Raw genomic sequence first — 14910 nt, 5'->3', positions numbered from 1 at the left:
TTGGAGGGCAAGGCGAAGACTCCTGCGGGAAAAGCGGCCTAGAAGAGACCCGGCAGGAGCCTAGCGACGAGGAGGCTTATCGGCCGCCCGCGGAAAGCGAAGCCTTGTACGGATATCAACAGCGGTGTAAAAGGCCATTTATACTAGAGCATTTATCTAATTTGCTCGTCTTTAAATGGAAGTGATTTAGTTATGTCTCAACCTCTCTTTTAGGCTTCCACTACGTAAAGTTCAGTCGTTTTCATAGGAAGGGTAATGGTAATACTTGTGCCGTCATTTTTTTCACTGGATACATGAAAAAAACCATTATGTTCATTAATAATTTTGTTGCAAATTGTTAGTCCCAGGCCTATTCCTCGTTCTTTTGTTGTATAAAAAGGCTCTCCTATATGAGGGATACGCTTTGAATCAATTCCACATCCATTGTCTTTTATCACAATGCACAGCGTTTCTCTAGCTGATTTTTCAATCGATACCGCCAGCTTGCCGCCGCTTTCCATCGAATCAATAGCGTTTTGTATAATATGAATAAATACTTGGGTTAGCTGTGTTTTTTGCCCACTAACGAGCAGAGGATGTTCTTTTGGATAGTGACGAAAGATGCGGATGTTTTTGACTCCAGTAACCGGTTCAAATTGCTTTAATACCTCATCTAACAAGTCGGTAATAACAAGGTTGTCTGTATATACGTACTCTTGTTTAGCTAAACTCATAAACTCTGTGATGATATGTTCAATTTGTGAAAGTTCATGCTGAATGAGATCTCGATAAATCATTGTTTTTTTCGGCTGCTGTGTCTCACTGAACAGTTGTACAAACCCTTTAATGGTTGTCAAAGGATTTCTAACCTCGTGTGCGATACTTGCAGCAAGGTGACCAATGACAGAAAGTTTTTCTGAATTTCGGATCTTTTTCTCTGCTTGTCTTTTTTCTGTTACGTCTCGTGAGACAAATACAAACCCTTCGATTTCTCCAGTGGATGTAATAATTGGAGCGCCTTTACATTCTAATAAAACGATGGTGCCGTTCACGTGAAACTTTCGGTATTCAAATGTGGAGGCATCTTTTGTTTTGCTCATGTTAGCTAAAGTAGTCGAGATTATGTGTTTGTCTTCGGGATACGCATTGATAAGCACATGTTGTCCAATAAGCTCATCAGGATAAACGCCTAACGTTTTAGCGTAAGAAGGAGAAGCGTATTCATAAATGCCATCTTCAGTAATAGCACATACTAAATCATGGGTATGAGATAAAATAGCTTGATGCTTTGGTTCATTGTCATCCGTAATGATTCGATCTTTTAATGGATAAAAAGGCTGATCTTCTTGGTTGGCGAAGGTGTGCCGAACTTGAGTGCCGCACATTCTGCAAAAATTATAATCTTCCTTATAGTTACAAGAAGGACAAACGGGCATCGAATCACTCCAATCAGATCTATGCAATGAGAGAGTTCCCAAGCATATATAATCATTATTATATATTCAAATTATAGGAAAAAATATGAAAAATCAAATGTGCTATAGAGAGGGGAATTGGGCTTGAAAACCCTATAAAGAGATTTCAAATACATGTTTTTAGTTGTAAATAGATGAGGAATGGAATTTTTTACACATTTAAAAAATTCAGCACATCAAATAAGAGGCTTGATTTACCTCTTATTTGATGTGCTGATAATGCTCCAGCGCTCGCTCTCTAGCTGCTTTATGATCGACAATTGGAGCCGGATATGTTTTATTAAGTGTAACGTTTGCTTTTTCTAATACGTCTGCTGGGGCCTCCCAAGGTTTATGAATATAAGAAGAAGGAATATCTTTAAGCTCTGGAAGCCACTTTTTAATATATTCTCCTTCTTTATCAAATTTTTCTGATTGAGTAATTGGATTAAAAATACGAAAATATGGCGCGGCGTCTGCTCCCGAGCCTGCAACCCACTGCCACCCCATTGTATTATTAGCTAAATCTGCGTCTACTAAGGTATCAAAAAACCAATTTGCTCCGTGTTTCCAATGAATTAAAAGGTGCTTTACTAAAAAGGAAGCAGCTACCATTCGAACTCGATTGTGCATAAAACCTGTTTCCCACAGCTCCCGCATTCCGGCATCGACAAGGGGATAGCCGGTTTTTCCATTTTTCCAAGCTTGAAGCTCTTCATTGCCGTCAGCCCACTGAAATTGCTTGAATTTTTCATTAAGCGGTTCAGTTGTAGTGTGCGGGAAATGATAAAGCAGCTGATAAGCAAAATCTCTCCATATAAGTTGACGAATAAACATTTCAGCTTGCTGTTCAAAAGCATCAGAACCTACTTTTTCAGCTTTAGTTCTCAAATAATGATAAAGGACTCGAGCTGAGAGCTGTCCTGTAGCCAAATAAGGAGATAGAAATGAATTTAATGCTTCAGCAGGAAAATCTCGTCCTTTTTCATAATGAAGCAGCTTATTCTTTAAAAACGTTTTGAAGACATCAATAGCGCCTTTTTCCGTAGCTTCCCACGTCGACTTAATCGTTTCATCCCACGGTATGCTTGGAAGCAAATCGAGATCTGAGACTGAAAGAGATTCAACCGGTTTAGAGGAGGCCTGTATGGAAGTAACTTTTTTTACAGCAGAAGATACTGAATGTTTTTGAGAAGCTTTATAGTAAGCTGTAAACACTTTATAAGGATCCCCATTTTCTTTTGTGATTTTCCAAGGTTCATGAAGGAGAAACCCCTCAAATGTGCGAATATTTATTTGTTGCTCTGAAAAAAAAGCTTGAAGCTCTTTATCTCTTTTTAGCGCATGTGGTTCATAGCGTCTATTCCAATAAATATCTTGTGCATTCGTTTCATGGAGTAATTTTTGTAACACATCTTTAGGGTTTCCTTTTTGTACAATCAGCGTTCCTTCTATTTTTTTGATCGAGGTTTTAAAGTCATTCAGCGCATGGTGAAGCCACCATTTACTTGCACTTCCCATTGAGCTTTCTTCATAGTCGTCATGGATATAAACAGGTACAACCATTCCTTCTTTAGCTGCGTGAAATAGAGCTGGGTTATCAACTAGCCGGAAATCTTTTCGAATCCATACGATAATGGTTTTATTCATCATGTGCCACCTTTCTATCTGCAATTTGCCTCGATTATAGCTTTTTTCTTATACGTTCTACAATTTTGAATGTGTAGAAGGCCTATTTTCTTATGGACGAATTTCAGATTGATGGTAAAAAGAATAACGTAAACAGAGTAAGAGAATGGGAAGGAGCCCTTAAAAATGAGAAATTCGTATGGAATGAAACAAACCGGACAACCGATATCCAATCCATATATGCAAGCAGCACCTAAACCTGCTAAAATGCCGCCTATGCCTTCTGCAAAAGAAATGCAGGCAATGCCGATGCAAGAAGGCGCAAATCAAATGCCAATACACGGAGAAATGCCGCCGATGAAAGATGCAATGCCGTCGATGCATGGAGGAATGAATCAAATGCCAATGCAAGGCGGAATGCCGCCGATGCAAAAAGAAATGAATCAAATGCCAATGTACGGAGAGCTACAGCCAATGCATGAAGAAATGGGTCAAATGCCGATGCACGGAGGAATGCCGCCAATGCATGGAGGAATGGGTCAAATGCCGATGAAAGATGGAATGCCGATGCATGGAGGAATGGGTCAAATGCCGATGCAAGACGGAATGCCGATGCATGGAGGAATGGGTCAAATGCCGATGCAAGACGGAATGCCGATGCATGGAGGAATGGGCCAAATGCCGATGCACGGAGGAATGGGCCAAATGCCGATGCACGGAGGAATGGGCCAAATGCCGATGCACGGAGGAATGCCGCCAATGCACGGAGGAATGGGCCAAATGCCGATGCAAGGAGGAATGCCGCCAATGCAAGGAGGAATGGGCCAAATGCCGATGCAAGGAGGAATGCCGCCAATGCACGGAGGAATGGGCCAAATGCCGATGCAAGGAGGAATGCCGCCAATGCACGGAGGAATGGGCCAAATGCCGATGCACGGAGGAATGCCGCCAATGCAAGGAGGAATGGGTCAAATGCCGATGCATGATTGCGGATGCCGCGATTTCTCAGCACCCGTTGGTCATCAGCAGCCTCATCCTTTAAATGATTGGATGTTCATGCAACAAACAAATCCACGCTCTTTTTAATAAACCCTTTACCCTAGATAAAAGGGATGTATTTTTGAATCTTTAGTATAAATATAGAATTTTATTAATTGAAACGTCATGAGAAAAAGAATAGTTCTTACTCTTTTTCCATGACATTCAATTTTTTGAAAATATTAATCACATCTTTTGGGTGTTTTCTTACATAAGAGAGTTTGGTAGAGTTTTTTAAGTATAAATACAGGGAAAAGAAGGCAAAAGCTCTATATTAAAGGGGAAAGGGTGTTTTTAGAATGATATTAGAAGTCACAGCTGCAACCTTACATGATGCTAAAGTTGCCCAGGAACATGGTGCCGATCGTATAAGCCTTGTAACTGGAATCGGTGAAGGCGGCTTAACCCCAAGCTACGGTTTGATGAAAAAAGTGAAAGAAACGATACATATCCCAATATTTGTGATGATTCGTCCACATAATCAATCTTTTCAGTATGATGAAGATGATTTGCAAACAATGATTGAAGATATTCACTATGCAAGAGAAATTGGCATTGATGGAATTGAAATAGGCTGTTTAACAGAAGACAAAATTATTGATGAGCAAGCTTTAAAGCGACTGCTGGATGCGGCAGGAGAAATGAATGTAACGTTCCACTTAGCATTTGATGAAATCAGTGATCAAGAAAAGGCGCTTGAAACGCTTGTAAGCTATAAGCAAATTCAGCGTGTCATGACTTCAGGAGCGGATAAAAGTGCGCTAAACGGTATTCCTCATATTAAAAAACTGTTAAGAAGAATGAAAGATAAAGATATTATTTTAATCGGGACAAAAGGGCTGAAACCTGAAAATCTTCAAGCGTTCTTATCCGTTACTCCCGTGAAAGAAATTCGTATTGGTTCAGGGGTTCGAGTGAATTGTCAATATACGAAACCGCTTGACCCAAGGAGTGTAAAAGCTGCAAAAGAAACGATGAATAAGCAAAAGTAACAGAAGTGCTACAAGGAATTGTAGCACTTTTTTATTTGGAAATAGAAAGGGACTTATTACATAGTTTTCCCTAAATGGAAAACATCATAAAACCCTTTGAATCCTTGATACATAAGAGAAATGCTGCGTTTTCCCGACTTTAGAGTGAAATAGGAATAATTTCATATTTTCAGAATAATCATTGACAGTGATAATCATTATCATTTATTGTTGTAATTGTTAATGAAAATCATTATCAATTGAACAAACAGGAGGATATGATATGTCAACGTCAACGAAACAACTTACATCAAACGAAATGCTGCTTGCTATGCAAAATGAACGTGAATCCAATGCAAGGTCTTATCCTAGACGCCTTCCTATTGCAATTAAACAAGCAAAAGGCGCCGTGATCATGGATATGGATGGAAAAGAGTATATTGATTGTTTAGCAGGAGCCGGCACACTTGCTCTTGGTCATAACCATTACGTAGTCCATGAAGCAATACAAGACGTTTTAGCAAAATCTATTCCTTTACATACATTAGATTTAACAACGCCTGTGAAAGAAGCTTTTATCGATGAAGTATTTGCTAGTTTACCAGAAGTATTTGCAAACAAAGCGAAAATACAGTTTTGCGGTCCAACTGGAGGAGACGCAATTGAAGCGGCTTTGAAGCTTGTAAAAACAGCAACAGGCAACCGCACGATTTTATCTTTTCAAGGGGGATATCACGGCTCCACGCACGGAACGTTAAGCATTAGCGGTACAACGAGTCCCAAAAAGCACATTCATGCGCTAGTGCCCGATACACATTTTCTACCTTATCCATATGAATACCGCTGCCCGTTTGGCGTAGGTGCTGAAGGTCACACTTACATTAGTACATACATTGAAAATATGCTGGATGATCCTGAAAGCGGAATTGTTACTCCGGCGGGTGTTGTAGTAGAAATTGTACAAGGAGAAGGAGGCTCTGTTCCGGCGCCGATTCCATGGTTAAAAGAGCTTCGCAGAATCACAAAAGAACGAAACATTCCGCTTATTGTAGATGAAGTTCAAACTGGAATTGGACGAACAGGAAAGCTGTATGCATTCGAACACGCTGATATCGAACCGGATGTATTAGTACTATCTAAAGCAATTGGAGGAAGCCTTCCTTTATCCGTTGTTCTATATGATAAAAAGCTTGATCAATGGGAAGCAGGTGCACACATCGGTACATTTAGAGGAAATCAGCTTGCGATGGCTACAGGACGAGCTACTTTGCAATTTATAAAACAAGAAAACTTACCTGCACATGCTCATGAATTAGGAGCTTATATTCAGAGTCAGCTAAAACATATTCAAAAGCAAGTATTCTCAATTGGTGATGTACGCGGAAGAGGTTTGATGCTAGGCGTTGAAATCATAGACGCAACAAAGCCGGCTAATAAAATCGGCAGTCATCCTGCAAACGGTGAGTTAGCTAAGCTGATTCAAAAAGAATGTTTCGACAGAGGCGTCATTTTAGAAGTGGGTGGAAGACATGGTGCTGTTATTCGTCTGCTTCCTCCATTAATTTTAACGAAACAACAAACCGATGAAGTGTTAACAAGATTTGAAGAAGCGATAAAAGCAGCAGAAGAGAAGTGGGTGAATAAATAAAATGGCGCCGTTTGAAAAGTGGTTTTTATCATCATCCAAAGAAAGCCTCGAGAATTATGAAGCGATGATAGGCGGAATGACAGAGATGATTAAACGTCACTACCATGAACTAAAATCCCCTTATACTCATATAGACGTTGACGAACTATCGAACTTAGTCAATCGTTCGGTCTATTTTAGCGAACATGAACAGCCGCTAGAAGATCTGTTTGATGACGTACAAGCCGTAGTGCTGGATCATTCGCTTCATATTTCGCATCCCGGGGCAATGGCACACTTGCATTGTCCTCCGATTATACCGGCCCTTGCTGCGGAAGTGATGATTTCTGCTTTGAATCAATCTATGGATTCGTGGGATCAAAGTCCGGCAGCCACGTATATAGAAGATCAAGTGATTGATGAGTTAACAAAACAAATTGGTTATCCAAGCTCTTCTTCGGGCGTTTTTACAAGCGGAGGGACTCAGTCGAATTATATGGGACTTCTGCTTGCTCGTAATGAATATTGTCATGCTGCATTTTCAATTGATGTTAGTGAAGAAGGTTTACCGCTCCAAGCTAAAAAACTGCGGATTTTCTGCTCCGAAAAAGCCCACTTTACGGTGCGGCAATCTGCAGCTCAGCTTGGATTGGGCATGAATGCAGTGGTGAGGGTAAAGTGCAATGAAAGGCACGAGATGGATATAGAAAATTTAGAAGAAGCGATACGGGAAGTCAAAGCCCAGGGAAACCTTCCTTTTGCTGTTGTAGCAACGGCAGGCACGACGGATTTTGGAAGCGTAGACCCTCTTTTTGAAATAAGTGAGCTAGCTAAAAAAGAAGGGCTTTGGCTTCATGCCGATGCCGCTTATGGAGGAGCGCTGCTATTTTCACATAAATATCGTGAACGCTTAAAAGCTCTTGAACGAGCAGATTCTATTACGATGGATTTTCATAAGTGGTTTTACCAGCCGGTGAGCTGCGGGGCATTTTTACTGAAGAATTCAGCTATGTTTAAACACATTCAGCTTCATGCAGATTATTTAAATCCTGAAGAAGATGAGCACGTACATTTGGTAGATCGCAGCATTCAAACGACCAAACGATTTGACGCCTTGAAGCTATGGCTGACTTTCCGTGCAGTAGGTACAAATGAGTATGGAAAAATGGTTGACCATACGATTGAAACGGCTAAGCAGACAGCTGAACATTTACGAAAGCAAAGGAATATTACGGTGTTAAATGATCCTTATATGAACGCGGTTGTATTTCGCTATGTGCCAGATACTTTATATGTTGATTGTCAAAAACAGCAGCATTATGAAAATGAATTGAATCAGCTTATTCAGCAGCACTTATATGAAAAAGGCACGTTTATCATGGCAAAAACAAAGCATAAAGAGCAAGCTTATTTAAAGCTAACGATGTTAAATCCCATGATTACAGTTGATACTGTTGCCACTCAGTTGGAGGAAGTCGTGGCTTTAGGAAAAGAGTTGGAGAAAAAGGAGGAGCGATTACGTGAACGCTCAGTTATCGGCTAATTTTATTACGATGCAAAATATTATTAATTGCTATATTCGAGAAACAGGTAAGGGAGTATGGCAGTCCATTACAGAAATAAAAAGCGAAGAAACGCTCGTTCTTAGGCTAGAAAAACAGCCGGTAACTCTTTACTTTCCAGTAAAGTACCGTTCAGCTACCGGACGTCACTTGTTCTTTCCGGTCTTTTATTATCGCATTCAGAAAGAGGAGCTCAAGGAGTTAGATGTCGTCACTCTTTTGGCCTTTCTTTTAAAAGAAGTAACAGATCATTTACTACAGGTAAATGAGCTAATTGTACGTGTGCTATTAAGCTATGAAAATATGAAATTGTTCATTGAAAAAAGACAGAAAGAGTTAGAAACGTGCTATAAATGGGACAAAACGTTCTTAGAATCTGAGCAGTCATTGCTTATTGGCCACCAGCTGCATCCTACACCTAAAAGCCGTCAAGGGATATTACCTGAAGAAGAAGAGGTGTTTGGGCCTGAAGTTAACGGCAAATTTCAGCTTCATTATTTTAAAGCACATAAATCTCTTGTTGCAGAACAGTCTGCCGGGAGTCAAACCGCTTCACAGCTTATTAAAGAGCAGCTGAAAAAAGATAACAAGGTTTCTGAAGAATTCATACAGTCGCATTGCCAAGCGGACGATTATTCACTTATACCTATGCATCCGCTGCAAGCTCGTTATCTTTTAGGAAAAGAAGAAGTGTGTGAATGGATTCAAAAAGGCAGGCTTGCTTATCTAGGGCCACACGGTCAGCCGTTTTATCCGACTTCGTCTGTTAGAACCGTATACAGTGAAGATGCAGATGTGATGTACAAATTTTCTATTCCGGTGAAGATTACGAATTCACTGAGAGTGAATAAACGCAAAGAATTAAGCAGAGGGGTAGAAGTTAGCCGTTTATTGCAAGAAGGATTGCAGGCGGAGCTTCAAGAAAACTATCCGGCTTTTCAAGTGATTGAAGACCCTGCTTACATCACGCTTGGAAAAAAAGAGCTTGGGTTTGAAGTCATGATTCGAAGCAATCCTTTTCAAGGTGAGCATGGGGACCGTACAACACTCTTAGCAAGTTTGTGTCAAGATCATGTGTTTGGGAAAGCTTCTCAAATTGAAAATATTATTAATTACATTGCTGCAAGTGAAAATAGCACAAATGAAGACATAAGCAAGCACTGGTTTAAACGCTATTTAGATGTCTCATTTCATCCTATGATGTGGCTTTACACTCAAAAAGGAATTGCGCTGGAAGCTCATCAGCAAAATTCCGTTATTAAACTTGATGAAAACGGATATCCATCGGTGTTTTACTACCGTGACAACCAAGGCTATTACTTTATGAAATCAAAGGAACAAGAGCTTCGCAAGCTGCTTCCTTCCTTAAACGGAGAAAGCGATACGGTATGTGATGACGCTGTAGCAGAAGAAAGATTTCGTTATTACGTATTTTTTAATCATATTTTAGGATTAGTTAACGCTTTTGGTGCAGCTGGCCTCGTTCAAGAGTCAGATCTGCTATTGATCCTGCGACAAGAGGTAGAGATGTACAAAGAAAAAGATCATACAGGGCTTGTTTCATCAATATTAGAAGAGAAAGTGCTGCCTTGCAAAGCTAATTTCTTAACGCGCGTTCACGATATGGATGAGCTGGTAGGCTCTCTTGAAACGCAGTCTGTTTATGTAAATGTTGAAAATCCTCTGTACGAATCTTCAGGTGTACGGTTATGAAATCGGCATTACAAAAGCAGTATCCATTTATGATTCAGCAAAAGGAGCAGAGCATCACCTTTCGCTCTGTTTCTTTTGCAAAAGATTTCGAACGGCTGTACAAGTGGATGCATGAACCGCATGTTATTCCGTATTGGAATTTAAATATTTCAAAACAGGCGTATGAACAGCATTTAAAAACATTTCTAGCTGATTCCCATCAAAAACTGCTAATTGGAGAAATTGACGGTGTACCTATGAGCTATTGGGAATCTTATACGGTTGACGGCGATATTATCAGTAACTATTACCCTTATGAAAAAGGAGATCAAGGGATTCATTTATTAATTGGAGAACCTGCTTTTTTAGGAAAAGGCCATATTTATCCGCTCCTTCTTAGTTTACTAAAGCACAAGTTCCAGGTAGCAGATACTGCTAAAGTAATAGCGGAACCAGATATACGAAATGAAAAGATGATTGCAGTATTTAAAAAATGCGGGTTTCAATTTATGAAAGAAGTGTCGCTGCCTGATAAAACAGGCGTACTGCTGAAATGTGAAAGAACAGTATTTGAAAGAAGGTGGAGTGAATGGAACAACGGGACATTTTAGACGTAATTGGAGTAGGAGTTGGTCCATTTAATTTAGGATTAGCAGCTTTAATTGATAAAACAGATTGTACATATAAATGTTTTGAACAAAAAAAGGAGTTTAATTGGCATCCAGGAATGCTTTTAGAAGGGACAACTCTTCAAGTTCCGTTTATGGCAGACGTGGTCACGATGGTGGATCCGAAGAGTCCGTACACGTTCTTAAATTATCTGCATGAGCATGAGCGCTTGTATCAGTTTTATTTCTTTGAGAAGTTTCACATTCCGAGAAATGAATACAATCATTATTGCCGCTGGGTAGCGAGCCAGCTGAGTGGGCTTGAATTTAACAGCACAGTAAAAGAAGTAAAAATGCATGAAGACGCTAAACCTTTTTATGAAGTAACGATTGAAAAAGAAGGAAAGCTTCATACCTATTACAGCTATCATCTTGTAACCGGAGTAGGTACACAGCCCGTAGTGCCAAGAGACTTTCAATCAGTAGCCAGCGATACGTTCTATCACTCCGCTCAGTACAAAATGAATCGTGAACAAACGCTGAAGGCTAAAAGTATTACTGTAATTGGCTCTGGTCAAAGCGCAGCTGAAATTGTCTATGATTTACTTCAACAGCAGCCTCAGTTTGACTATAAGCTGAATTGGTATACGCGCTCAAAAGGGTTTTATCCGATGGAATATTCAAAGCTTGGCCTTGAACATTTTTCGCCGGATTATACCCACTATTTTTACAGATTGCCCCAAGAGAAAAAAGAGAGCGTTTTACGAAATCAAGCTCTTTTATACAAAGGAATAAGCTTTGAAACGATCGGTGATATTTATGATTTGATTTACGAACGAACAATTGGAGGAAAAGAAGTGCCGCTAACGATGCGAGCGCTTACGGAACTTGCAGGCGTTGAAAAGACAAACGATACACATCTTCTTACTCTTCACCAATACGAGCAGGACTCGTTTGAAAAAGAAGAAAGTGAAATTGTCATTATGGCCACGGGCTATCATGCAAAAGAGCCTGCTTTTATGGAAGGTTTAAAAGAACATTTGCTGTTTGATGAAAAAGGACAGCTGAAAATCAACGAACTCTATCAAGTTGAGATGAAGAAAAAAGGCGCCCCGCTATTTGTTCAAAACGGAGAGCTTCATACACACGGGGTTGGAGCACCAGACTTAGGTTTAGGCGCTTATCGCAATGCTGTTTTGATTAATCAAATTGCAGGTGAAAACGTGTACAAAATATATAAAAATACTGTTTTCCAAAAGTTTGGATTTTAAGAAATGATTTCTCCGCGCTTTGTTTTTATCTGTTTGTTTATGACCATGACGTCGGAAGTGTTATTATCACCATTTTATCCGCAGTATTTTACAAATGCTTTCCATGTAGATGGAGTCGCAATGACGTCTTTTTTTATTATTTGCTGCCGAATTGTGGTCATTGTTATGACTCCTTTATGGGGAATGCTGCTTAAGAAGTGGAAAGTACAACATATAATCGTAGCGTCACTTCTAATGACAGCCTTAATTAAAGTCATTCTGAGCGAAGTTTCTACTTTTTATGGATTTTTAGCCATTTCGTTAGTATTACTTGTGTTTCAAAGCAGTTTATATCTTTTGTACCCATATTTAGTAGGCGGCATGAAAAATGGACAGAAAAAGGCAAGTGCCGCAACAACCTATGTATTTATTGTTCATACGGCTATTATTGTCGCTAGCTTGTTTGGAAGTACGATTATTGCATGGGAAATGCCGCTTAAAGTATATCAGTACTTTGCTTTAGCTGATATGGTACTGGCCGTATGGCTCATAACAAGAAAAGCTTCATCTTTAAAAAAAGAAAAAACACCAGCATACATTCAAAGTATAAACGAGCCTATTTTTTTCTATTTGCTGGCTATTTTCTTTTTTCACCTTGGACACAATGTCATTCGCCCTTATTTTACATTGTTTACAAGTGACACATATAGCATGAATAGTCAAGGCAGCGCTTTGTTATATGTGATGCCGAGCATTATGGCGATCGTCTTAAAGCTTACGGTACCTACAAAGCTATTTAATGGAAAAGTTATACCGCTTTTTTATAGCGTAACGGGTGCTAGTGCTTTACTGCTATGTTTGCAAGCATATGCCGATCATCTCAGCATATTTATTATAAGTCGAATTTTATATGGAGCCGGGTTTTATCTCAGCATGGTTATACTTGATATCTATTTATTTCAAAAAAGCAAAGAAGGAGCTGCTTACTATTACAGCTGGCTTATTGCTGTTCAAAATATTGCCCTGCTGATTACACCGCTTTTAGCACTAGAAATCAGCAAAGTAAATTTAGCGCTTCCGTTAGCAGCTGGTGCTGCTGCTTTGCTAGCTGCTAGCGCTGTAATGCCGCTGCGTAATAAAACAATCCCTATTCTAAGACAAGTAAAGGAGAATGAAGGATGAAAATCAAAGAAACGTATCTTTCCGTATTTAATAAGCAATCATGGGAAAAAGCAAATCGCCAGCTTTTAGCTAAAATGCTGCAGGAATTCATGTATGAAAATATTATTGAGCCAAAACAGCTGCAAAAGCAGGGTGCGCTTGCCACGTATCGATGGGAAGACCACCGGGGCGTTACGTATACATATCAAGCGAAACAGCGATTGTTTGATAGTTTTTCTGTACTGCCAGAAAGTATTAAGCTGACATCTAAAGCGTCAACCCCTACATTTTCGGAGGCCTTGCAGCTGTTAATTAGCTTATCTGAAGACAAAGGAATGTCTAGCTCAACCGCAGGTCACTTAGCAAAAGAATATTTTCATACATTAATAGCAGACGTACATTTGCAAAATCGAAAATCAGCTGATGAATTAGCAGGTATGGATTATGCGGAGCTAGAAGGTGAAATGACGGGACATCCTTGGATTACATACAACAAAGGGCGCATCGGATTTGGCTATGATGATTATCTGCGGTTTGCACCTGAGCAAAAACAAAAAATTAAGCTTTCATGGATTGCTGTTGCGAAGCAAATTGCTTCGTTTCATTCATTAGATACCCTCGGCTTCGATGATGTTATGGAGCAGGAGTTAAGCGGTAAGACGCTAGCTGAATTTGAAAAAGAATTAACAAGCCAAGACCTTTTAGCAGCGGACTATTACTATATTCCCGTCCATGAATGGCAGTGGATGAACGTGATTGTTCCTTTATTCGCTGAATACATTGCAAATGATTTAATTGTTCCGTTAGGAGAAGGTGAAGATCAATATTTTCCTCAGCAGTCGATTCGTACATTTGTGAATACAACAAATCGAGATAAATATCATGTGAAGCTTCCCATGAGTATATTAAATACGCTTGTGTACAGAGGCCTTCCAAGTGAGCGGACGGTAATTGCTCCTCAAGTAACTCAGCACATTAAAGGCATACGAGATCGCGATGCGTTTTTAAAAGATACGTGCAGAGTAGGACTTTTAGGTGAAGTGGCTACGTTAAACGTAACTCAGCCCACGTTTGCTTCTATTAAAAACGCGCCTTATCAGTATTTAGAAATGCTGGGAGTGGTTTGGCGTGAAAGCATCTATCAAGAGTTAGAAGAAGGAGAGCATGCGATTACGCTAGCTGCGCTTTTACATGTTGACAGTAAAGGGAAAGCTTTAGTTTCATCTTATATAGAAAAGTCGGGTTTAACTCCTGTCGAGTGGATTGATGCGTTAACCAGCGCTGTATTGCCGCCGCTTCTTCATTACTTATATCAATACGGTACTGTATTTTCCCCGCACGGTCAAAATACGGTACTGGTGCTTAAAAACAACAAGCCCGTTCGAATTATTATGAAAGATTTTGTAGACGACGTGAATATTAGCGATCAGCCGTTTGAAGAACTGCAGCAGCTATCTTTTGAACTGAAAGAAGTGTTGCGCAGCGAAGAGCCGGAAGGACTGACGCAGTTTATTTTAACAGGGTTATTTGTTTGTCACTTCCGCTATTTAGCGACTATTTTAGAAGAGCATGAAGGCGTAGAAGAAGCGGAATTTTGGAAAAGTGTACGAGCAGAAATTTTACATTATCAAGCATCATTTCCACATTTGAAAAAACGATTTGAATTGTTTGATTTATTACGTCCAACCATTACGAAATTAACGTTAAATCGAAATCGAATGTTTGATTACGGATACGAAGATGACGGAGATCGTCCTCACGCAAGCGAATATGGAAAGGTACGAAATGCCTTGCATGAAGTTAGTGAAAAAGCTGTGCAATAATAAGGAAAAGCCGCTGGTGTTGTGCTAGCGGCTTTTTTATGTTTAATTCAAAAGCAGCAAGAGAATTGGATGAGCTACAGCACTTTAGGAAACACTCATTTTAGGTATGTGTAGAA

Annotated in this window: 11 protein-coding genes; 9 read left to right on the top strand and 2 right to left on the bottom strand. The window is 39.8% G+C overall.

Features of this window, described 5'->3' with window-relative positions; translation table 11 throughout:
* Positions 1–209: 209 nt before the first annotated feature.
* Entirely contained in the window at positions 210–1442 is a 1233-nt protein-coding gene (locus tag MKY06_RS20790; RefSeq protein WP_223268972.1) for an ATP-binding protein, read from the bottom strand.
* A 213-nt stretch (positions 1443–1655) separates the two neighbouring features.
* Positions 1656–3083 carry a cryptochrome/photolyase family protein gene (locus tag MKY06_RS20785; RefSeq protein ID WP_098279099.1) on the bottom strand — a complete coding sequence of 476 codons (1428 nt, stop codon included), beginning with the start codon at positions 3081–3083 and terminating at the stop codon, positions 1656–1658.
* A 165-nt stretch (positions 3084–3248) separates the two neighbouring features.
* Between MKY06_RS20785 and MKY06_RS20780 the strand changes: the two genes are divergently transcribed.
* The 9 genes from MKY06_RS20780 to MKY06_RS20740 all read left to right on the top strand — a co-directional run bounded on the left by MKY06_RS20780 (position 3249) and on the right by MKY06_RS20740 (position 14794).
* Positions 3249–4148: a hypothetical protein gene (locus MKY06_RS20780; protein WP_289917995.1), complete on the top strand. Its 900-nt coding sequence runs from the start codon at positions 3249–3251 to the stop codon at positions 4146–4148.
* A gap of 251 nt (positions 4149–4399) precedes the next feature.
* The gene (locus MKY06_RS20775) at positions 4400–5092 is read left to right on the top strand and encodes a copper homeostasis protein CutC (RefSeq protein ID WP_013058756.1); all 693 of its coding nucleotides are present in this window, start codon (positions 4400–4402) and stop codon (positions 5090–5092) included.
* A gap of 262 nt (positions 5093–5354) precedes the next feature.
* A complete protein-coding gene (locus MKY06_RS20770; protein WP_098279101.1) occupies positions 5355–6719 on the top strand; it encodes an aspartate aminotransferase family protein in 1365 nt (454 codons plus the stop codon).
* Position 6720: 1 nt separating this feature from the next.
* Positions 6721–8241, top strand: a complete 1521-nt coding sequence (locus MKY06_RS20765) for a pyridoxal phosphate-dependent decarboxylase family protein (protein ID WP_098279102.1) — start codon at positions 6721–6723, stop codon at positions 8239–8241.
* Entirely contained in the window at positions 8219–9973 is a 1755-nt protein-coding gene (locus MKY06_RS20760) for an IucA/IucC family protein (RefSeq protein WP_098279103.1), read from the top strand. Before MKY06_RS20765 ends, MKY06_RS20760 begins: the two co-directional genes overlap by 23 nt.
* Positions 9970–10563 (top strand): GNAT family N-acetyltransferase, encoded by a 594-nt coding sequence (locus tag MKY06_RS20755; RefSeq protein WP_013058752.1) that lies wholly within the window; start codon positions 9970–9972, stop codon positions 10561–10563. Before MKY06_RS20760 ends, MKY06_RS20755 begins: the two co-directional genes overlap by 4 nt.
* On the top strand, positions 10542–11831 hold the full coding sequence (locus MKY06_RS20750; RefSeq protein WP_013058751.1) for a lysine N(6)-hydroxylase/L-ornithine N(5)-oxygenase family protein: 1290 nt from the start codon (positions 10542–10544) through the stop codon (positions 11829–11831). The genes MKY06_RS20755 and MKY06_RS20750 overlap by 22 nt, the downstream gene beginning before the upstream one ends.
* A 3-nt stretch (positions 11832–11834) precedes the next feature.
* Positions 11835–12992, top strand: a complete 1158-nt coding sequence (locus tag MKY06_RS20745) for an MFS transporter (protein ID WP_098322316.1) — start codon at positions 11835–11837, stop codon at positions 12990–12992.
* Positions 12989–14794, top strand: a complete 1806-nt coding sequence (locus tag MKY06_RS20740; protein WP_029323962.1) for an IucA/IucC family protein — start codon at positions 12989–12991, stop codon at positions 14792–14794. Before MKY06_RS20745 ends, MKY06_RS20740 begins: the two co-directional genes overlap by 4 nt.
* The last annotated feature ends 116 nt before the right edge of the window (positions 14795–14910 follow it).

Origin of the sequence: Priestia sp. FSL P4-0332, assembly GCF_038005845.1 — a bacterium.
GTDB lineage: Bacteria > Bacillota > Bacilli > Bacillales > Bacillaceae_H > Priestia.
This window is presented reverse-complemented; position numbering and strand designations above follow the sequence as displayed.

Bases quoted from the DNA above. Each gene is read 5' to 3' on its own strand.
- MKY06_RS20785 (WP_098279099.1), bottom strand. From the start codon at position 3,083: ATGAATAAAACCATTATCGTATGGATTCGAAAAGATTTCCGGCTAGTT.
- MKY06_RS20780 (WP_289917995.1), top strand. From the start codon at position 3,249: ATGAGAAATTCGTATGGAATGAAACAAACCGGACAACCGATATCCAAT.
- MKY06_RS20775 (WP_013058756.1), top strand. From the start codon at position 4,400: ATGATATTAGAAGTCACAGCTGCAACCTTACATGATGCTAAAGTTGCC.
- MKY06_RS20770 (WP_098279101.1), top strand. From the start codon at position 5,355: ATGTCAACGTCAACGAAACAACTTACATCAAACGAAATGCTGCTTGCT.
- MKY06_RS20765 (WP_098279102.1), top strand. From the start codon at position 6,721: ATGGCGCCGTTTGAAAAGTGGTTTTTATCATCATCCAAAGAAAGCCTC.
- MKY06_RS20755 (WP_013058752.1), top strand. From the start codon at position 9,970: ATGAAATCGGCATTACAAAAGCAGTATCCATTTATGATTCAGCAAAAG.
- MKY06_RS20750 (WP_013058751.1), top strand. From the start codon at position 10,542: ATGGAACAACGGGACATTTTAGACGTAATTGGAGTAGGAGTTGGTCCA.
- MKY06_RS20745 (WP_098322316.1), top strand. From the start codon at position 11,835: ATGATTTCTCCGCGCTTTGTTTTTATCTGTTTGTTTATGACCATGACG.
- MKY06_RS20740 (WP_029323962.1), top strand. From the start codon at position 12,989: ATGAAAATCAAAGAAACGTATCTTTCCGTATTTAATAAGCAATCATGG.